The 19,717-nt window shown below is 62.4% G+C and carries 21 protein-coding genes; 3 read left to right on the forward strand and 18 right to left on the reverse strand.

From position 1 onward, the window contains the following. Positions 1 to 109 precede the first annotated feature (109 nt). Genes ACR809_RS11025 through budA form a run of 3 tightly spaced genes read right to left on the reverse strand, consistent with a single transcriptional unit; the run spans position 110 to position 3,372 of the window. Positions 110 to 880, reverse strand: coding sequence for a (S)-acetoin forming diacetyl reductase (locus ACR809_RS11025; protein ID WP_004151179.1), 771 nt, complete (start codon positions 878 to 880; stop codon positions 110 to 112). A gap of 23 nt (positions 881 to 903) precedes the next feature. Continuing rightward, a complete protein-coding gene (gene alsS / locus ACR809_RS11030) occupies positions 904 to 2,583 on the reverse strand; it encodes an acetolactate synthase AlsS (RefSeq protein ID WP_004175750.1) in 1,680 nt (559 codons plus the stop codon). Positions 2,584 to 2,592: 9 nt separating this feature from the next. Continuing rightward, positions 2,593 to 3,372: an acetolactate decarboxylase gene (gene budA, locus ACR809_RS11035; protein ID WP_002908205.1), complete on the reverse strand. Its 780-nt coding sequence runs from the start codon at positions 3,370 to 3,372 to the stop codon at positions 2,593 to 2,595. A gap of 106 nt (positions 3,373 to 3,478) precedes the next feature. Between budA and ACR809_RS11040 the strand changes: the two genes are divergently transcribed. Continuing rightward, positions 3,479 to 4,351, forward strand: a complete 873-nt coding sequence (locus tag ACR809_RS11040; protein WP_004145376.1) for a LysR family transcriptional regulator — start codon at positions 3,479 to 3,481, stop codon at positions 4,349 to 4,351. A gap of 19 nt (positions 4,352 to 4,370) precedes the next feature. On the opposite strand, the gene ACR809_RS11045 is transcribed toward ACR809_RS11040, so the two are convergent. From ACR809_RS11045 to ACR809_RS11070, 6 genes are read right to left on the reverse strand one after another with little or no spacing between them, the layout of a single operon-like run. Then, positions 4,371 to 5,141: a 3-hydroxybutyrate dehydrogenase gene (locus ACR809_RS11045; RefSeq protein ID WP_004189574.1), complete on the reverse strand. Its 771-nt coding sequence runs from the start codon at positions 5,139 to 5,141 to the stop codon at positions 4,371 to 4,373. A 23-nt stretch (positions 5,142 to 5,164) separates the two neighbouring features. Beyond that, a complete protein-coding gene (locus ACR809_RS11050; RefSeq protein ID WP_020323796.1) occupies positions 5,165 to 6,559 on the reverse strand; it encodes a GntP family permease in 1,395 nt (464 codons plus the stop codon). 44 nt (positions 6,560 to 6,603) lie between these two features. Beyond that, complete coding sequence (locus ACR809_RS11055; RefSeq protein WP_004891326.1) at positions 6,604 to 7,527, reverse strand: 3-hydroxyacyl-CoA dehydrogenase family protein; 924 nt, start codon at positions 7,525 to 7,527, stop codon at positions 6,604 to 6,606. Positions 7,528 to 7,538: 11 nt separating this feature from the next. After that, positions 7,539 to 8,720 carry an acetyl-CoA C-acetyltransferase gene (locus ACR809_RS11060; RefSeq protein ID WP_122051247.1) on the reverse strand — a complete coding sequence of 394 codons (1,182 nt, stop codon included), beginning with the start codon at positions 8,718 to 8,720 and terminating at the stop codon, positions 7,539 to 7,541. Between the two features lie 9 nt (positions 8,721 to 8,729). Further along, positions 8,730 to 9,386, reverse strand: coding sequence for a CoA transferase subunit B (locus tag ACR809_RS11065; protein ID WP_122051248.1), 657 nt, complete (start codon positions 9,384 to 9,386; stop codon positions 8,730 to 8,732). 1 nt (position 9,387) lies between these two features. After that, on the reverse strand, positions 9,388 to 10,095 hold the full coding sequence (locus ACR809_RS11070) for a CoA transferase subunit A (protein ID WP_004175762.1): 708 nt from the start codon (positions 10,093 to 10,095) through the stop codon (positions 9,388 to 9,390). A gap of 140 nt (positions 10,096 to 10,235) precedes the next feature. Between ACR809_RS11070 and ACR809_RS11075 the strand changes: the two genes are divergently transcribed. Continuing rightward, positions 10,236 to 11,126 carry a LysR family transcriptional regulator gene (locus tag ACR809_RS11075; RefSeq protein ID WP_004180250.1) on the forward strand — a complete coding sequence of 297 codons (891 nt, stop codon included), beginning with the start codon at positions 10,236 to 10,238 and terminating at the stop codon, positions 11,124 to 11,126. Positions 11,127 to 11,171: 45 nt separating this feature from the next. Here the strand turns inward: ACR809_RS11075 and ACR809_RS11080 are convergent, their stop codons facing one another. Continuing rightward, a complete protein-coding gene (locus ACR809_RS11080) occupies positions 11,172 to 11,312 on the reverse strand; it encodes a hypothetical protein (protein WP_002908189.1) in 141 nt (46 codons plus the stop codon). Positions 11,313 to 11,601: 289 nt separating this feature from the next. Between ACR809_RS11080 and ACR809_RS11085 the strand changes: the two genes are divergently transcribed. Next, positions 11,602 to 12,510 (forward strand): DUF535 family protein, encoded by a 909-nt coding sequence (locus ACR809_RS11085; RefSeq protein ID WP_004180248.1) that lies wholly within the window; start codon positions 11,602 to 11,604, stop codon positions 12,508 to 12,510. A 165-nt stretch (positions 12,511 to 12,675) separates the two neighbouring features. On the opposite strand, the gene ACR809_RS11090 is transcribed toward ACR809_RS11085, so the two are convergent. The 8 genes from ACR809_RS11090 to ACR809_RS11125 all read right to left on the reverse strand — a co-directional run bounded on the left by ACR809_RS11090 (position 12,676) and on the right by ACR809_RS11125 (position 19,706). Next, on the reverse strand, positions 12,676 to 12,921 hold the full coding sequence (locus ACR809_RS11090; protein ID WP_122051249.1) for a transcriptional regulator: 246 nt from the start codon (positions 12,919 to 12,921) through the stop codon (positions 12,676 to 12,678). Positions 12,922 to 13,000: 79 nt separating this feature from the next. Further along, complete coding sequence (locus ACR809_RS11095) at positions 13,001 to 14,422, reverse strand: FAD-binding oxidoreductase (protein ID WP_032411686.1); 1,422 nt, start codon at positions 14,420 to 14,422, stop codon at positions 13,001 to 13,003. Between the two features lie 26 nt (positions 14,423 to 14,448). Continuing rightward, positions 14,449 to 15,264 carry an ABC transporter permease gene (locus ACR809_RS11100; protein ID WP_122051250.1) on the reverse strand — a complete coding sequence of 272 codons (816 nt, stop codon included), beginning with the start codon at positions 15,262 to 15,264 and terminating at the stop codon, positions 14,449 to 14,451. A gap of 1 nt (position 15,265) precedes the next feature. Continuing rightward, on the reverse strand, positions 15,266 to 16,096 hold the full coding sequence (locus tag ACR809_RS11105) for an ABC transporter ATP-binding protein (RefSeq protein ID WP_122051251.1): 831 nt from the start codon (positions 16,094 to 16,096) through the stop codon (positions 15,266 to 15,268). Continuing rightward, positions 16,093 to 17,076 carry an ABC transporter substrate-binding protein gene (locus ACR809_RS11110; RefSeq protein WP_115197649.1) on the reverse strand — a complete coding sequence of 328 codons (984 nt, stop codon included), beginning with the start codon at positions 17,074 to 17,076 and terminating at the stop codon, positions 16,093 to 16,095. The genes ACR809_RS11105 and ACR809_RS11110 overlap by 4 nt, the downstream gene beginning before the upstream one ends. Continuing rightward, complete coding sequence (locus ACR809_RS11115; protein WP_004151186.1) at positions 17,076 to 17,957, reverse strand: creatininase family protein; 882 nt, start codon at positions 17,955 to 17,957, stop codon at positions 17,076 to 17,078. Before ACR809_RS11115 ends, ACR809_RS11110 begins: the two co-directional genes overlap by 1 nt. Further along, positions 17,954 to 18,433, reverse strand: coding sequence for a RidA family protein (locus ACR809_RS11120; RefSeq protein ID WP_122051252.1), 480 nt, complete (start codon positions 18,431 to 18,433; stop codon positions 17,954 to 17,956). Before ACR809_RS11120 ends, ACR809_RS11115 begins: the two co-directional genes overlap by 4 nt. Beyond that, a complete protein-coding gene (locus ACR809_RS11125) occupies positions 18,423 to 19,706 on the reverse strand; it encodes an amidohydrolase family protein (protein WP_122051253.1) in 1,284 nt (427 codons plus the stop codon). Before ACR809_RS11125 ends, ACR809_RS11120 begins: the two co-directional genes overlap by 11 nt. Positions 19,707 to 19,717 lie beyond the last annotated feature (11 nt).

Here is a 19,717-nt window from a genome sequence, read left to right on the forward strand (position 1 = left end):
GAGCGGACTCTACCTATCAATAGAGGGTTCGTTTTACCGGATGCTAATTCTCAAACCAAAAAAAAGCCCCTGCGCGAAAGCAGGGGCAAGCCATGTCAGAGCTTTTTTATTAGTTAAACACCATCCCGCCGTCGATCAGCAATGACTGACCGGTCATATAATCAGAATCCGGGCTGGCAAGATAGGAGACGCAGGCGGCGACATCTTCCGGCTCGGACAGACGACCGAGAGTGATGCGTTTGGCGAACTCGGCGGTACCGTAGCCCAGCGGTTTACCGGCGGCTTCGGACACCTGGCGGTCAATTTCGGCCCACATTGGCGTTTTGACAATCCCCGGGCAGTAGCCGTTGACCGTGATGCCCAGCGGCGCGAGGTCGCGAGCGGCGGTCTGGGTTAAGCCGCGTACCGCGAATTTACTCGAGCTATACACCGCCAGCTCCGGGTTGCCGACGTGGCCGGCCTGGGAACAGGCGTTGATGATTTTCCCGCCGTGACCCTCTTTCTTAAAGGCCTCAACCGCCGCCTGGATGCCCCAGATCACCCCTTTGACGTTGATATTGTAGACTTTGTCGACAATCTCCGGGGTAATGGACTCGATCGGCGTGGACGGCGCCACGCCGGCGTTGTTGACGATGACGTCGAAGCCGCCCAGCGTTTTGCGCGCCTGTTCGACGGCGGCAAACACCTGATCGCGGTCGGAGACATCCACTTTCACCGCCATGGCGCGGCCGCCGGCCTGGTTGATTTCGGAGGCGACCGCTTTGGCGGTGGCGTCGTTATAATCGGCAATGGCCACGGCAAATCCATCCTTCACCAGACGAAGGGCGATAGCTTTACCAATCCCCTGGCCGGCGCCGGTAACAAGTGCGACTTTTTTCATTTTCCTTTCCTTATTGTGATGACTTACAGAATCTGACTCAGATGCAGCTGGCCCATCAGCAGCGGGTTATCGCGATAATCTACCGGGATGGCCACTACCGCCGGGCCGTCGACGTCCATCGCCGCGCGCAGGGTTGGCTCCAGCGCCTCGGCGCTTTCCACGGCAAACCCTTTCGCGCCGAAGGATTCGGCATAGGCTTTAAAATCCATCGGCCCGAACTCGACGCCGGACAGGCGCTGGTATTTTTTCTCTTCCTGAATGGCCACCATGTTGTAGCCGTTATCGACCCAGATCAGGTGCAGTACGTTGGCTTTCAGACGGACGGCGGTCTCCAGCTCCATGCTCGACTGCAGGAAGCCGCCGTCGCCGGAGACGGAGACCACTTTGCGCTCAGGATTGACCAGCCAGGCGCCGATGGCCCAGGGCAGGGCGACGCCCATGGTCTGCTGGCCGTTGGAGATCATCACCTGACGGGCGCGGAAGCTGTACAGGTAGCGGGCAATCCAGATATGGAAGCTGCCCATGTCCACGGTCAACGTGACGTCGCTGTTGACGATATCCTGCATGGCGCGAACGATGCGCAGGGGATGCAGGGCAAACTGGTTGAGCTGCGCGCCGCGGCGGTCCAGCAGCTCGCGCTGGTGCTGGCGGTCGCGGAGGATCTCCGCCGCCTGCGGGGAGAGCACCAGCCGATGATCGATATTTTGCGCCAGCTTGTTGAGAGTGCCGGCGATATCGCCCACCAGCTCGACATCCGGGGTATAGTTGCGCTCTTCATAGGCGGGCAGCACGTCGATGTGCACCAGCGTCGCGTTGCCGCTGTTCCACATCGCCGGTTCGTATTCCACCGGGCTGTAGCCGATGCAGATCACCAGGTCGGCGAGCTGCAGCAGACGGTCCCCGGCCTGGTTGTTAAACAGCCCAACCCGGCCGGCGAAGCGAGAGAAGTTATCCTGATTCACCGCTCCGGCGGCCTGATAGGTGCTGGTGACTGGAATATGGCTGGTCTCCAGCAAACGGCGCAGCGCCTTGCTGTTTTCCGGCTGGCTGGCCATCAGGCCGAGCAGGAAGATCGGGTTCTTCGCCTGGGCGATAAGCTTCGCCACCTGGTCGATGGCATCATCCGGCGCGGCGCCCATCTGCGGGGCCCCGCTGGCCGGCAGCACTTTGCCGCTGACCGGGCCATCGACCACATCCTGTGGCAGGCTAACGAACGCGCTGCCCGGCCGGCCCTGCTCGGCGGCGCGGAAGGCGTTGGAGACCACTTCCGCCAGCGCATCCGGCGCCGTCACCTCGACGGCGTATTTGGTGACCGGGCTGAACATCGCCACCGTATCCATACTCTGGTGGACCTGTTTGGCTTTATCAGCGCGTTTTACCGCGCCGCCCAGGGCCACCACCGGGTCGCCTTCGCTGTTCGCGGTGGCCATGCCGGTGATCAGGTTGGAACAGCCCGGACCGGAGGTGACCAGCGCCACGCCCGCTTTGCCGGTAATACGTCCGACGGCGGCGGCCATAAATGCGGCGTTGGCTTCGTGGCGTACCGGAATAATGCGAATGGAGGAATCCAGCAGTGAATCGAAGACCTTGTCAATTTTGGCGCCGGGGATGCCGAACACCTGGCGTACCCCCTGAGCTTCCAGCTGACTGACGACGAGATCGGCGCCGTGCGCCCACTGGCGTACCGGATACTGTTTGTCCATGTGACCCCCTTAACTTTCTACGGAACGGATGGCGGCATCGAGATTATCGGGATGCAGATTAGCCTGCAGGAACGCGCTGTCGGCGGGCAGGTCGATCATCAGCTTGTGAATTTCGCCGAAGGTCAGCACCCCGTGGTCGAGCTGGTAATCCAGCAGGTGACCGCCGCCTTTGCGGTCATCGGTAATAAAGTGCTCGTGATACCCGGCGACGTTGATCCCCTGCATATGCTGCGGGGTCCGGAAGCCGACCAGCACCCCTTCGCGCTGGTTAAAGCGGAACACCGGCTGATCGTCGAGGACGTCGGTCATCGCCCGGTACGGCGGCGTCTGGCGCGGTACGGTACGGGTATGGGCATGGCGGAAATGGCCGTCGATGCGCAGGGCGCAGAACAGGTTGTCAGAGGGGATTTGCTGGTCGATCACCTCGTGCAGTTGCTGGCGGCTCACCGGATGGTCAAAGGTTTTCCGGTACTGCGGCTGGAACCAGGTCATCACCGCGAACGGCGTTTTCTGCTCCGGCTGGGCTTTGCGCGCGCTGCCGTCGGCGCGCAGCTGATAGACCTGACTGCTGAAGGCGATCAGCTCCCCGTCCAGCTCATTAAAGGTGCCGAGGCCGAAATCGCCGTGTTTCAGCAGGTCGGCGATGGTGGTGCTGCCTTCGTAAACCCCGCTCAGCAGGGCGCTCATGAGCGATGTCTGATAGAGCACGCTCTCGGGATGCTGCGCGGAAAACGCCCGCAGGGTTTCGCATAGACTCTCTTCGCAGGTGCATTCAGCAGAATGATTCATATACCACTTCCTCGTTCAACAAATATAAGAAAGGTTAAATAAATGTTGACCCGATTCAGCTCACAGTTCCAATATAGAAACCATGCTGGTTTGAGACGTTTTCGATATGGAACTTCGTTATCTTCGCTATTTTGTCGCCGTCGCCAGGACGCGGCACTTCACCCAGGCCGCCAAGGAGCTGGGTATTTCACAGCCTCCGTTAAGTCAGCAAATTCAGCGGCTTGAGCGCGAAGTGGGGACCCCGCTGTTCCGGCGTTTAACCCGCGGGGTGGAGCTGACGGAAGCGGGAGAGTCTTTCTATGAGGATGCCCGCCAGATCCTCGCCATGAGCGATGCGGCGCTGGAGAAGGCCAAGGGCATTGCGCGCGGGATGAACGGCAGCCTGTCGCTAGGCATTACCAGTTCTGATGCTTTCCATCCGCAAATCTTCACGCTGCTGCACCGTTTTCAGCTCGACCACCCCGGGGTGACCCTGCACCAGATGGAAGACAATATGGCCAATCTGATGACCGCCCTGAGCGAGGCCGAGCTGGATATCGCCTTCGTCCGCCTGCCGTGCGAGAGCAGTAAAGCCTTTAATCTGCGGATTATCGATGAGGAGCCGATGGTTATCGCGCTGCCGCGCGATAACCCGCTGGCGACGCAGCCGACCTTGGCCCTGGAGCAGCTGCGCGACGTGGCGCCGATCCTCTTCCCGCGGGAGGTGGCCCCCGGGCTGTATGAGCTGGTGTATAACAGTTGCCTGCGCGCCGGGATCGATATGGAGCGCGCCTGGCAGTCGTCGCAAATTTCGTCGTCGCTGAGCATGGTCAATGCTGGCTTCGGCTTCGCGCTGGTTCCGCAGTCGATGACCTGCATCCAGCAGCCGAACGTCAGCTATCACCCGCTTAGCGGGGCGCCGCTGAAGACCGATATCGCCATCGCCTGGCGGCGCTTCGAGCGCTCGCGTACGGTGAAACGCTTTCTGGCGATGTTCTGATCTTCGCGGCGCCAGCGGCTTACTGCGCCACCCAGCCGCCATCCATGTTCCATGCGGCGCCGCGCACCTGGGCGGCGGCGTCGCTGCACAGAAACAGCGCCATTTCGCCCAGCTGCTGCGGGGTGACAAACTCCCCGGAGGGCTGTTTTTCCGCCAGCAGCTGGGCGCTGGCCTGCTCCGGGTCGACCCCCTCGGCGATGCGCTTATCGATCTGCTGCTGCACCAGCGGGGTTAGCACCCAGCCAGGGCAGATGGCGTTGCAGGTGATGCCGCTACGCGCGGTTTCCAGGGCCACGGTTTTGGTCAGCCCGACCACCGCGTGCTTGGCGGCGACGTAGGCCGATTTCTCTTTCGACGCCACCAGGCCATGCACTGAGGCAATGTTGATGATGCGCCCCCAGTTGCGCTGGCGCATACCCGGCAGCGCCAGGCGGGTGGTGTGGAAGACGCTGGAGAGATTGATGGCGAGAATATCGTTCCATTTGTCCACCGGGAACTGCTCCACCGGGGCCACGTGCTGGATGCCGGCGTTATTGATCACGATATCGACGCCGCCGAAGGTGCTTTCGGCATAGTGCATCATCGCTTCGATCTGCCCGACGTCGCGCAGGTCGGCGTCGTGATAGCCGGGGATCTTGCCCAGCGCGGCGACTTCGGCCCGGGCGTGGCTGCTGTCGCCGAAGCCATTGAGCACCAGCTGGGCGCCTGCCTGCGCCAGCACTTTGGCGATCCCTAAACCGATGCCGCTGGTGGAGCCGGTGACCAGCGCCGTTTTACCGTGTAAGTTCATTTTATTACTCCTTCAATCTGGTATCAGACAATGCCGGTCACATAGAACGTGGCAATGACAAACAGTACCGCGAGGCTTTTGATCACCGTGATGGCGAAAATGCCGCCGTAGGCCTGGCGATGGCTCAGGCCGGTGATCGCCAGCAGGGTGATCACCGCCCCGTTGTGCGGCAGGGTGTCCATGCCGCCGCTGGCCATGGCGGCGACACGGTGCAGGACCTCGAGCGGAATATTGGCGGCGTGGGCGGCGGCGACAAAGGTCTCGGACATCGCCGCCAGGGCGATGCTCATCCCCCCGGAGGCCGAGCCGGTGATCCCGGCCAGCACCGTGACGCTGATCGCCTCGTTTAACAGCGGATTGGGAATGGCCGCGAGGGCTTTTGACAGCACCAGGAAACCCGGCAGGGCGGCGATAACCGCGCCGAAGCCATACTCAGAGGCGGTGTTCATCGCCGCGAGAATAGCCCCGCCCACCGCCGTCCGACTTCCCTCCGCCAGCCGGCCGCGGATATTGCGATAGCCGCAAACCAGCACCAGCACAATGCCGGAGAGCAGCGCCGCCTGCACCGCCCAGATGGCGGTGATTTTCCCCACTTCGGTGACGACAGGCTTCGCCAGGCCCGGCAGGTTGAGCTCATGGCTGGCGCCGTACCACTGCGGGATCCAGTGGGTGAACAGCAAATTCAGCACCCCCACCAGCAGCAACGGGGCGATAGCGATTAGCGGATGCGGCAGATCGATGTCATCCGGGGTCTCCGGCTCATTTTGCAGGTCGGTCCCATAGCCTTCGCCGCGGGCCTGCGCTTTGCGGCGCTGACGCTCCAGCCACAGCAAACCGAAGATGATAATGAACAGCGAGCCGATAAGCCCCAGCCAGGGGGCCGCCCAGGCGTTGGTGCCGAAGAAGCTGGTGGGAATAATATTCTGGATCTGCGGCGTGCCGGGCAGGGCGTCCATGGTAAACGAGAATGCCCCGAGGGCGACGGTGGCGGGGATCAGCCGTTTGGGGATCCCGCTCTGGCGAAATAGTTCGGCGGCGAAAGGGTAGACGGCAAAGGCCACCACAAACAGCGACACCCCGCCGTAGGTCAGCAGGGCGCACACTAGCACGATCACCGGGATCGCGTGGCGGCGCCCAAGGATGCGGATGGCGGCGGCGACAATCGAACGTGAGAATCCCGACAGCTCAATCAGCTTGCCGAATACCGCGCCCAGCAGAAACACCGGGAAATAGAGCTTCACAAAGCCGACCATTTTTTCCATAAACAGGCCGGTAAAGGCCGGGCCGACCGCGCCCGGGTCGGTGAGGAGCACCGCGCCGAGGGCGGCGATCGGCGCAAAGAGGATCACGCTGTATCCACGGTAGGCTGCCAGCATCAGTAACGCCAGCGCGGCCAGGGCTATTATCACACTCATCACGACGTCTCACTCTCATTGTTAGTGTAGGGGTACAGAACGCGATACTAGGGTTTCAGGGCGAAGCGCAGCTGGTGTTCCCGGCGCGACTGGATGCGCTGGTGCCGGGCCTCGTCCCAGCGGTAAAAGCCTTGCCCGCTGCGGGCGCCGGTGTCGCCTCGCGCCACTTTCTCCGCCACCAGCGACATCATCTCCGTGCCGCTGGCCAGCTCCGGCAGCAGGTGCTGGCAGATATCCTGGACCGTCGCCAGGCCGGTCATGTCCGCAGCCTCCAGCGGGCCGACCATCGCATAGCGGCGGCCCAGCGAGGCGCGCATCACCTGGTCCACCACCTCCGGGGAAGCGATGCCGCTGTGGACGATATGCAACGCTTCGCGCAGCAGGGCGAACTGCAGCCGGTTGCCGACAAAGCCCGGCGCGGCGCGGTTGAGCACCACCGCCTCCAGCGCGCAGGCGGCGCAAAAGTCGCTCACCTCGCGCGCCAGATGAGGCAGCGTGGCGCTCCCGGGCACCACCTCCACCAGCGGGATCAGGTGCGGCGGATGCCAGAAATGAGCGATCAGTAGCCGTTCCGGGAGGCGCATGCCCTGCGCCAGCTGATCCGGCGGCAGGCCGCTGGTGTTGCTGGCGATAATCGCCTCGTCGGCGATCAGCGTTTCCAGCTCGGCGTACAGGGCGTGCTTCAGCGCCAGCCGTTCGGGGATCGCTTCAATCAGCAGCGTGGCATCGGCCAGGGCATTCAGCGTCGGGGTGGGGGTCAGACGGGCCAGCACCGCGTCGCGGTCGGCGGGATCCTGCTGACCGCTGGCCTCCAGCTCGCACAGGATGGCGCTGGCCACCGCCGGAACCTCGGCGAGACGCTGCGGATCGGTGTCATACAGGCGGACGGCGTGACCGTGACGGGCGAAATGGCAGGCGATACCGACGCCCATCAGTCCCGCGCCGAGTACCGCCAGGCGTGGTGTAAACATAGTGGCTCCTGTTAACGTTGTAGAGTCATGGCGATGCCCTGGCCGCCGCCGACGCACAGGGTTGCCAGCCCTTTGCTGGCGCCCCGGCGCTGCATCTCATGCACCAGGCTGACGAGGATCCGGCAGCCGGAGGCGCCGATGGGATGGCCCAGGGCGATGGCGCCTCCGTTGACGTTGACCTTCTCGCTATCCCACTCAAGCAGCTGACCGACGGCCAGCGCCTGGACGGCAAAAGCCTCGTTGGCTTCGATAAGGTCCACCTCGTCCAGCGTCCAGCCGGCGCGCTGCAGCGCCTGGCGGCAGGCGCTCACCGGGCCGATGCCCATCACCGACGGGTCGACCCCGGCGACCGCTGAGCTGACAATGCGCGCCAGCACCGGCAGCCCAAGCTCGCGCGCTTTATCGACACGCATCAGCAGGACCGCCGCTGCGCCGTCGTTCAGCGACGAGGCATTCCCGGCGGTGACGCTGCCGTCAGCCGGGCGAAACGCCGGGCGCAGCTGGGCCAACTGCTGCTCGCTGGTCTCCGGGCGGGGTTGCTCATCGTCAGTCACGACTCGCGGCGGCTTTTTGCCCTGCGGGACGCTGACCGGAACGAGCTCCTCGCGAAAGCGCCCGGCGGCGATAGCGGCCGCTGCTTTGCGCTGGGAGCTGGCGGCGAAGGCGTCCTGGCGCTCGCGGCTGATGTCGAAGGCGTCGGCGAGGTTCTCGGCGGTAATGCCCATGTGGTAGTCGTTAAAGGCGTCCCACAGGCCGTCCTGGATCATGCTGTCCTGCAGGCTGGCGTGGCCGAAACGCAGGCCGTCGCGGGCGCCATGCATCAGATAGGGAGCATTGCTCATGCTCTCCTGGCCGCCGGCGATAACGATCCCGGCGTCGCCGCAGCGGATCGCCTGCACCGCCTGCTGAACCGCTTTCAGCCCGGAGCCGCACACCAGATTGACGGTGACCGCCGGAGTGTCGACCGGCAGGCCGGCCCGCAGCGCGGTCTGGCGCGCCGGGTTCTGCCCGCAGCCGGCGGTAAGCACCTGGCCGAAAATTAGTTCGTTGACCGCTGCGGCGGGCAGCTGGCAGCGTTCAAGCAGGCCGCGCACCACCGCCGCGCCGAGGTCGACGGCGGAAAGAGGGGCGAAGGCGCCGCGAAAGCTGCCTATCGGGGTGCGTACGGCAGCAACAATGGCAATATCGGTCATGATCTCTCCTTAACTGAAGCGCATTTCGCGCACGTCGTCGGCGACGATCAGCCGTCCCGCCGTTTTACGTATCACCTCGTCGGGGCTGACCCCCGGGGCCACTTCGCGCAGGACAAACGCGCCGTCGACAATCTCCAGCAGGGCCAGATCGGTGAGTACCCGGCGAATACAGCCCACGCCGGTGAGCGGCAGGGTGCACTGCGGCAGCAGTTTGGATTCGCCGTTTTTTGAGGTGTGGGTCATCACCACGATGATGTTCTGCGCGCCGGCCACCAGGTCCATGGCGCCGCCCATCCCCTTGACCATTTTTCCAGGGATCATCCATGAGGCGATGTTGCCCGCGACGTCGACCTCAAAGGCGCCAAGAACGGTCAGGTCGACGTGGCCGCCGCGGATCATGGCGAACGACTGGGCGGAATCGAAGATCGCTGCCCCGGTTTGCGCGGTGACGGTTTGTTTACCGGCGTTAATCATGTCGGCGTCGATGGTTTCCTCATCGGGAAATTCGCCCATCCCCAGCAGGCCGTTCTCCGACTGGAGCATCACTTCAATGCCGGCGGGAATGTAGTTGGCCACCAGCGTCGGGATACCGATCCCGAGGTTGACGTAGTCGCCGTCGCGCAGCTCCTGGGCGACGCGCATCGCCATTTGTTCACGGGTCAGCATCTCAGTGCCCTCCGGCGCGCAGGGTGCGCTGTTCAATACGTTTTTCGAATTGCCCGACGATCAGCCGGTCGACATAGATCCCCGGAGTATGGATGGCGGAGGGGGGCAGTTCGCCCGGCGGCACAATCTCTTCCACCTCCACCACCGTAATGCGCCCGGCGGTGGCCATCAGCGGGTTGAAATTCTGCGCGGTGTGGCGATAGACCACGTTGCCGTACCAGTCGGCTTTCCAGCCTTTGACCAGCGCGAAATCGCCGCGGATCGCCTCTTCAAGGATGTAGTGTCGGCCGTCGAACTGGCGCACCTCTTTGCCTTCGGCGACCGGGGTGCCATACCCGGTGGCGGTGTAAAAGCCGGGGATGCCGGCGCCGCCGGCGCGGATTTTTTCCGCCAGCGTTCCCTGCGGGGTGAGTTCTACCGCCAGCTCGCCGCTCAGCACCAGCTGTTCAAACAGCGCGTTTTCCCCGACGTAAGAGGCCACCACCTTGCTGACCTGGCGCGACTCCAGCAGCATGCCGAGACCGAAACCGTCGACCCCGCAGTTGTTGGAGACCACCGTCAGCCCCTGCACCTGGCGACGCTGCACCTCGGCGATCAAGTTCTCGGGAATGCCGCACAGGCCGAAGCCGCCGGCGAGCAGCGTCATGCCGTCCGTTAACCCTTCCAGCGCCGCTTCGTAACTGGCGACGCGTTTATCCAGTCCTGCCATCTTGTCTCTCCTGCCTTGCGATAGCCTTATCATTGGCGCAGGCGACTGATTTGATAATTTTGAATTTGTGACTCACTCATTTGGAATTTTAATTAATTTCCTGTTAACTAATTTTTTTCAATTAGTTAACAGGAAGAAAAATGAGAATGAGTGTCAAACAGTTACGCGCGTTTTTAGCGGTAGCTCACACTCTGAATTTCGCCCACGCCAGCGAAAGGCTGAATCTGTCGCAGCCAGCTCTCAGCCTGACCATCAAAGGGTTGGAGGAGGCGCTGGGCGGCGCGCTGCTGCAGCGCAGCACCCGCAAAGTGACCCTCACCCAGGAGGGGGAACTCTTTCTGCCGATGGCCCGTCAGCTGCTGGCCGACTGGGATAACGTCGAGGAGGCCATGCGTCAGAGCTTTACCCTGCAGCGGGGTAAAATCTCGGTCGCCGCGATGCCGTCGTTTGCCGCCAACGTTCTGCCGGAGGCGCTGAAAGCCTTTCGCGACCGCTATGCCGGGGTGAACGTTACGGTGCATGACGTGATTAATGAGCAGGTGATCGAGATGGTGCGCGAGGGGCGGGTGGAGATGGGCATCGCTTTCGAGCCATCGCCCAACCACAACCTGCTGTTTACCCCGCTGGCGGTGGACCGCTTCGTGGCGATCGTTCCCCAACAATCCCCGCTGGCGAAGAAAAAGCAGCTCAGCTGGCAGGAGCTGTTGACCCTCGACTTTATTACCCTGCAGCGCCCCTCGGCGGTACGCCTGATGCTGGAGGAGGCGCTGGCGCGCAGCGGACGTCAGCTGGACGTGGCGCTGGAGAGTCATCAGCTGGTGACGGTGGGGAGGATGGTGGCCAGCGGCCTGGGGGGCAGCGCGGTGCCGGCGCTGTGTAAAACGCAGATGGCATCGTTGGGCGCCGTCTGCATCCCGCTCAGCGATCCGCCGATTGAGAAGTGCGTCGGCGCGATCCATGCCGGACATCTGCCGCTGTCGAAGGCGGCGCAGGCGCTGCTGGATACGCTGAAAGGGTTTTTACCCACCTGAAGGTGTGGGCGTCAAAAAAAACCGGCCTGCTGGCCGGTTTGACAATCAGATTTTGCAGGCGTCGCCGCAGTCGTCGTCGGCAACGATCGCCTGGGCTTTTTTGTCCGCTTCTTCCAGACGCTCCGCGTTGCGCTCTTCCGCTTCATCCAGGCCGCTGAAGACCAGGTTGTCGAGATCAATTTCCATAAGTTACCTATCGTTGCTGGTTTTGAATCAGGGTCAAGTATAGGGCATAACCGCCAGCGGATGTAGCCGCGCTTCGCGCCGAAGGCACAGAGCGTTAAGTCGCTGAGCGGAGGGCGTTACCTACCATAATTCATCGTTGACAGAATAAGTTTAACGACAAATAACGTCGCCAGGATAATTTCCTGCCTAAATATTAAATGAAAGGACAATGAAGGAGTAATTAAGCGTTGACGAAACGCTTTTATGTTAATATGGCCGCGATTATGGATGAATCTATGGATCTTAATCAATGGAACATACTGTTGCAGGCGCCATCAAAGAATGGCGTAAACATAATAAAGTGATCGGTCAGGTCAAAATAAGCTATAAAAAAATTTTACGAAAATGCAGAGAGCTCTCGCTCGCAGGAGGTAAATACAGAGAATATCAAGGACTTTGTGCGAAATATCAGTGCGCGCGGTTGACCGCGGTGACCAAAGGACTGGTGCCTTTTGAGGATAAACCGTTTAAAGCGTATCTCAATAAACGGCTGTCAAAACGACGCAAACTGGATATTGCCCATGGTTCACTGAATTTCATCGAGAAAACGTTTCACCCTGATGTCCTGCCGCAGCTCTACAATGTCGCGGATTTTGGCCGCGAGATGTTTTCTATTCCCTTGAAAAATGGCGATAAGCTTGACGTTAAGCTGCTGGCCTCGCCGTTTCAGGAGGAAGGGGAACTGATGCTGCAGCTGTTTCTTGGCGACCGGCGCGTCTATAGCGTCTGTTTTTCCTGCACCGACGATGGCCGCGCTTATATCGGCGGCATCCAGGGCGGGAAAGATATCACCAATGACGAAGTGAAGGTGCTGACTAAAGAGCTGCATGGCGCGCGGCCGAAAAATATCATCATGAGCGTGCTGTATGGTTTGCTGCGATATTTCAACATCTCCACGGTCTACGCCATCGATTCTGATTACCACGTGAAAAGCGATCTGGTGAAAGCCAGTTATTCATCGCTGTGGCTGGAAATGGGCGGTGAGAAACAGGCTCGCGGCTGGTATAAACTGCCGGCGCAAGAGATCAAAAAGAGTATTGAAGAGGTGAAAAGTAAGCACCGGAGCCAGTTTATTAAGCGCGAAGGTCTTAAAGAGCTGATTCAGATTAATATGGCGAATGCCCTGCAGCAAATTACCTTGCCTGCGCGGGTGAATTAACGCCACTCACACGTCAGGCGAGCAGCAGGGGGCTGCTGCCCGCCTGGCGATATCCTTTCTTCACTGGCGCGTTTCCAGCCAGATTTCATCCTATCCCAGAGCTTTTGTGGCCGGTCGAAAATGGCGAGGCCGCGCGTCCGGCAAGCAGTGCCAGGAATACATTCTTCAGGTTTCGGCATGGGTACCGGCTTTGACGATCTGTAGCGCGCTGGGGCTCGCCACGCTGCCGCTGGCGGTGACGAACCCCGGATGGACGGTCTCGCCGCTGGCGCTGTCCACCAATGCAATAGGCGACGCGCTATGCAGCACGTGCTGGTGGCCCCATTCCATCAGGGCGAACAGCACCAGCGCCGGGATACTGCTGTGGCTGGCGCCGTTGGCCGCCGCCGCGGTGGGCCTTATCGTCCATATGGCGGGACTGTCCGGCGCAGGATGAGGTTGGGCGGCAACGGGCCAGCGACCCGTTAGCGCCCAACCGGACCGGGGACCATCAGGTCGTGGGGCTTTCGCGGGTGGCCCGCGTCAGCGGGTTGCTGTCGAGTTCCAGCTGGTCGCGCAGCGCCCAGCCGCGCAGCTTGCCGGGGTTAAGCAATCCCGCCGGGTCGAGAGACTGTTTCACCGCCACGACGTCGGGACGAATCACGCCCTGTTTGCCGTCCTCAACCTGCAGCACGTGGGGGTTGTTAATCTTGACGTCGTTGTCGCGAAATATCTGCATGATGGCGTTAAGACGTTCGGGCGTGGTATAGCGCACCAGCTGCAGACCGCTGGCGGTGAGATTGCCCTCGATATCGCGCAGGAATTCAATATGGGACATCACCTCCCCGGCGAAGTGCTGCTCCATCTGTAAAATTTGCTGCGGATAGCGCAGCGGATCAAACGCCGTCTGCAGATAGGTCAGCGTATTGTCCACCTTGAGCGCATGCAGGGTGGTGTGGTTCCAGCAGTATTCCATTAACGAGCCGTTGCGCGTCCGGGCCTCCTCGCTGGCCTGCCGGATGGCGTTGCTCCCGCGATGGCGCGGTAACAGGCTGGCGCAGAGTCCTTCGCTCTCCTCGGCGATCAGGCTGATAACCGCATGCTGCCCGGCGCGGTAACGATCGTTGAGGTGGCTAAAATAGTCAGCGATCGGCGTGGCCAGCAGCGCCACCTGGCGCTTCACCAGCCCCGGCGAGCGGACGCAGGCGTTGGCATAGTTCAGCGCATCGGCGAAATCGTCAAACACGTCCAGACGTTCAATCCACTGGTGCGCAGGCGCCAGCGCCAGCTCAACCTCCAGGATAATGCCGTTGGTGCCGTAGGCGTGATGCAGCAGCAGCGCTTCGGGAGCCGGGACGGTCAGCACGCGGGGGACCGGCTCGACGGTCATCACTTTGACGCTGAGCACATTGCCGGGCGCCGCCAGCGGCCCATAGTTGATGGAGCCGATGCCGCCGAACCCGCCGCCGTAGAGACCGCCCAGGCTCGCCAGTCGATAGGTCGATGGCATACAGCGCAGCTCCCAGCCCGTCGGGCGGGCGGCGGTTTCGATGTCCGCCAGGCGAATGCCGGCCTGGGCCCTCACTGTGCCGTTGCCGAGGGCGACGATCTGGTTGAGCCCGGTCATATCCACCAGCAGCCCGCCTTCGAGGGGGACCAGCTGTCCGTAGTTGCCGGTGGCGCTGCCGCGCAGGGTCAGCGGCAGCTGGTGCTGCGCGCAGGCGCAGACCAGCTGGCGCAGCTCCTCTTCATCGCGCGGGCGAACCACCGCGTCCGCCTGTTTCCCCGCCAGTTGCTCGGTGAGTAGCGGACTGAACCAGTGAAAATCGCGGGAGAGCCGTTTGATCTTCGCCGGCTGTAAGGTCCACTCCAGCGCCGGGAGTGCCTGCTGGATCGCCGCGACCGCGTGTTGACGCTGTTCATCAGTCATCATTCTTTTTCCTGTTCGTCAGCAGAACATTAATGAGATTGCACGGCTTCGCTTTCATGCCAGGCGCTGAGCGCCCGGCGCGAAACCCAGGACATCACGCCAAACAGCGCGATACCGGCGAGAGATATCAGCAGCAGCGCGGCAAACATCAGCGGGATATCCAGCTGGTAGCCGGCCTGCAGGATCTGATAGGCCAGCCCGGTATTGGTCCCGCCGGTCCCGGCGACAAACTCCGCCACCACCGCGCCAATCAGCGACAGCCCACTGGAAATACGCAGCGCGCCGAAGAAATAGGGCAGCGCCGAGGGGATACGCAGCCGCACCAGCGTTTGCCAGCGGCTGGCGTGATTGAGGCGAAAATAGCTCAGCAGGCCGGGGGAGACGCTGCGCAGTCCCTGAGTGGTATTGGAGATGATGGGAAACACCGCCATCAGGGTGGCGCACACCACCAGCGAGAGCGTGGCATCCTTCACCCAGATGATGATCAGCGGGGCGATGGCGACGATCGGCGTCACCTGCAAAAACACGATGTAGGGAAACAGGGCGGTTTCCACAAAGCGGTTCTGCACCAGGATAAACGCCACCGCGGCGCCGATGACAATCGACAGCAGAAACGAGATCAGGGTGATCTTGAGGGTGAACAGCAGCGCCAGCAGCAGCGGCGTAAGATGCGTCCACAGGCTTTCCAGCATCACCAGCGGCGACGGCACCAGAAAGGCCGGGATACGGAAATAGCTCACCGCGCCCTGCCACAGGAGCACCACCGCCACCGCGACGAGGGTCGGATAGAGAATTTTGAGAAAATGCGGATGCTGGATCCACGGCGTTGCGGTTGTGGTTTTCATATTATGGCTCCATACCAGACTGGCTGGCCTGCAACAGACTGTCCTGCAGCTGACGGGCATACAGGGAAAAGGCCGGGCTGACGCGGAACGCCTCGCTGCGCGGGAACGGCTCGCGGATGGGGACATCTTCGACCACCCGTCCGGGACGGGCCGCCATCATGATCACCCGCTGGGAGAGAAACACCGCTTCGTGGATCGAGTGGGTGACGAACACTACCGTCAGGTTCTGCTCCTGCCAGAGACGCAGCAGGTCGCTGTCGAGTTTGTTACGCGTAATTTCATCCAGCGCGCCGAAGGGCTCATCCATCAGCAGCAGCTTTGGTCGGGTGACCAGGCCGCGGGCGATGGAGACGCGCATTTGCATGCCGCCGGAGAGTTCGCGCGGCAGGACGTCGGCGAACTTGCCGAGGCCCACCAGCTCAAGGACTTCATTCACCCGGGTATTGCCCTCCGCCCGCGGCACGCCGGCCAGATCCAGCGGCAGCCTGACGTTATTGCGCACGCTGCTCCACGGCATCAGGGTGGCTTCCTGGAAGACGAACGACAGCGGATGCTGGGCCTTTTCCCGACTGTCGCGCCGCCACAGCATCAGCTTGCCGTCGCTGGGCTCCACCAGGCCGGCGACCATCTTCAGCAGGGTGCTTTTACCGCAGCCGGACGGGCCGAGCAGGGTAATAAACTCCCCCTGATTGATGGTCAGGTTGACGGGCAGTAGCGCCCGGGTGCCGTTGCTGTAGATTTTCTCCGCCGACAGCACCTCGATGGCCGGGGTGGCAGCGGCGGGTATAAAGCGGGTATCGCTCATCACGGTCAGTTTCGGGGCGGTATTCATGGCATCACTCCGGCGTCTTTGACCATCTCCAGGGTGTAAGTCTGCTCAAACGGCACCTTGCTGGCGTCGATCAGTTTGTTTTTCACCAGCATGTCCCAGGTTTTCTTCAGCCGCGGCTCGGTGATGATGCCGATGCCGCCGGTCTTAGCATCGCCGCCGGTCACCAGCTGGTACTGCTTCATCTGGGCAATGCCAAAGGCGATCTGCTCGGCGCCCATTTGCGGATTTGCTTTACCGATCAGGCTGTTGCCGGGGGCGGGATCCTGCAGGTAGCTTTTCCAGCCTTCCATGGAGGCTTTGACGAAGGCCGCCACCGCCGCCGGACGTTTGCGGATGGTGTCGGCCATACAGATAATCGAGTTGCCGTAGGGCGGGTAGCCCCAGTCGCTGAGCGGATAGACATAGAACGGCTGCCCGCCTTTGGCGACGGAGAACGGCTCGGAGGTCACGTAGCCCTGCTGCACCAGGTTTTTATCGGCGAGGAACGGCTGAACGTTAAAGGTATAGGGGCGCACTTTGCTGCCAGCCAGACCCAGCTCGCTTTTCGCCCACGGCCAGAAAGAGGTATAGGCCTCGGTAGCGAGCAGGAAGGTTTTGTCTTTAAGCTCCGCCGGGTTCTCCACTTTGTTATGAGTGATAAACACCGTCGGCGAGTGCTGGAACACGGTGGCGACGGTCACCGCATGCACCCCGGCCTGCCAGGTCTCCAGCGCCTGACCGTTGTCGCCAAGGGTGCAGTCCGCCTGACCGGCCGCCATCAGCTGCATGACGTTGATCTGCGGGCCGCCCATTTTAATTTCGACATCGAGACCGGCGTGTTGATACAGCCCGGTGGCCTGGGCCTGGTAAAACCCGCCGTGTTCGGCCTGGGCATACCAGTTGGTGAGAAAGGTAAACTTCTCCGCCGCGAAGCAGGAGGCTGAGGTCGCGAGGGCGGCCACGGTCAGCAGGGTAAAAACGGGCGTCAATCTGGTATTCATCAGGGCTCCCTGGATTCAGCAGCGAAAGAAGGTGGTAGGGACTGCACAAAGCCGTGCCAGTGCTGTTTGCCCCAGGTCGGTTCGCGACGTTCGACCCAGGCCATGCGGTGGATCTCGATGATCGCCTGCGCCCAGCTGGCGGCGAGGGAGTCGAGCAGCCCTTCGCCTTGCTCCCGCGTCGCCGGGGTCGGGTCGCCAATCACCCCGCTGGGGCCAAAGTCATACGACGCCCACGCCGCCGCCGGACGGCCTTTCGACAGGGTTGGGCAGGGGAATTCCGGGGGGAAATTAGCGACGGCCCGTTCCATATGGACGCACTCCGGCGCCAGCGCCAGCATCAGCGCCGTTTCGCTATGCCCGGCGTGCATCGCCATCCGCTGTTCATGCGGGCTGAGAAACTGTTTTTCGCAGTTGGGCACGTTGAACACGTCGTGGGGGATGGCGATGAAATCCCCGTGGCGCAGGCGCATTTCCCGGCAGGCGATCTGCAGGATCTGCGGCTGGCCGCCGTGGCCGTTGATCATCAGCAGCTTGCGAAAACCGGCCCGATAGAGAGATTCGGCGATCTCCAGCAGGGTATGCAGCAGCGTATCGCCGCTAAGGGTCAGGGTGCCGGGAAAATGCAGATGCTCCTCGGACTTACCGTAGACGATCGGCGGAATGGCGTAGGCCGGGATCGTCGCCGGCAGCCTGGCGAGGGCATGGCCCGCCACGCCGGAAGATATCACGCTGTCCACCGAGCAGGGCAGATGCGGGCCGTGCTGTTCGATCGCCCCGGTGGGGAGGACGATAACCGTATTGCTTTTATCCGGCAGGGCGGCCACGTCCGTCCAGCTCAGAAAAGGAAGAAAGCGCGCGGCAGGAATGTAACCGTTAATCATCGCGGTGCCTCGGAGTTAAATGACGGGGGTAACCAGACGGTCGCTTCGACTTCAATCAGTACCGTGGCGTCGGGCAGCATTTCGCTGACCTGCACCACGGTGGAAACGGGCGGCTGGTCGGGGTAAAACAGCTTCCTGACCCGGCTGTAATAGGGAAAATGGTCAAGGTTGCGAAAGTACTGCACCAGTTTGATAACGTCGCTCATCTGCCCTCCTGCGGACGCCACGGTGCGGCGGATGCTCTCCAGGACGTACCAGCTCTGGGTGAGGATCGGGCCCTGTTTCGCATCGGTTGAAAATTCGCCGGTCGCCCCCAGCAGCTCCCGCACCGGCTCAGGCACATCCTGAAAGCCGTTGACGATGGTGCCGGTCAGGGGATTGACCGGAATAATGCCGGAGAGAAAGATAAAATCGCCGGCTCTGCGCCAGGCGGCATACCGCGCCAGCGGCGCCCCGGCGCCTGCTTCAAGACTCATGTGCCATCTCCTCCTGCCACACGCGCCGGTGGGTTAACCTGCCGTGGTTAACCACCAGACGGGCGGCGCTGTTTAAAGGCCAGGTAAAACGGTCGCTACCCGGGAAAATCACCACGCTGGCCGCCGCCCCGACGGCAAAGGGCGCCGCGTCTGCCGGCGAACCGGTTAGCGCCGCGCGATCGCAGATCAGCCGCGACTGCCGGTCGAACAGGTCGCTGAGCTGAGCGCTGAACAGACCGCAGGCCAGGGTGTCCAGCGGGTCATAGCTCCCCGCCGGGCAGAAGGCATCCTGCACGTTGTCGCAGCCGAGCAGGGTGGCCACGCCGGCGGCCTGCGCCTCGTGCAGCAGAGTGATCCCCCGCTGGCGCGGCGTGCGGCCGAACGTCGCATCCTGCAGCAGCAGGTTGGTCATCGGCAGAGCGATAAGGGTGACGCCGTGCGCCGCCAGCTGGCGCAGGATCGGCGCCGCCTGTTCGTCGCTGCCGGCGGCCAGTGCGCAGCCGTGGCTGCAGCAGATATGTCCGGGAAAAGGGTGGCGGGAGAGGTGATCCGCCAGCCAGGTCAGCCCCTGAGATACTTCGCTGAGCTCCTCATCGATATGCAAATCCAGATCCAGATCCCAGCGGGCCGCGCTGCACAGCAGATTTTCCATGGCGGTGGCGTCCCAGTTGGAGGAGTGGATGAAGCCGCCCAGCAGGCAGCGCTCTCCGCTGTTGGCGACCGTCCGGGCAATGGCCTCCGCTTGCGCCGGCTCGCGAAACAGGGGCAGCGGGACCAGCGCCACCCGCTCCAGGGTGATGCCGCCGGTATCGAGGCGGGCGATCTCCTGCCAGGCGTCCGGCGCGTCGGCGGTAAACCAGTCGACATGGCTGCGCAAATGGGTCACGCCATTCGCTGCCGCCCGGGCCAGCGCGGCGGACGCCCGACGTTGAATATCCGCCCTGGTCCAGTGTCGGCGATCCTCGTGCATGGCGTGGATTGCCGCCAGCAGCCCGGCCTGCGCCGGACGGCAGCGTTCAATGGTAAAGGTCTTGTCCAGATGGGCATGGGGTTCCACCAGGCCGGGGAGCGTCAGGGCTCCCGCCAGGTCCCACAGGCCGGGAGTCGGCTGGTCGGTTGGGGTCAGTGCGGCAATCCGGCCGTCGCGAAGGGCCAGGTCCGCCAGCAGCGGCTCACCGTTGGCCCGCGTCGGCCAGCCGTCGGGCAGCGCCCAGGCCGGGAGTCGGGCGCGGCTGATCCCGACGAGCGGCGCGCAAGAGGAGGGGAACGTCATCGTCAGTCTCC

The organism is Klebsiella sp. CD33, assembly GCF_051992865.1.
GTDB lineage: Bacteria > Pseudomonadota > Gammaproteobacteria > Enterobacterales > Enterobacteriaceae > Klebsiella > Klebsiella pneumoniae.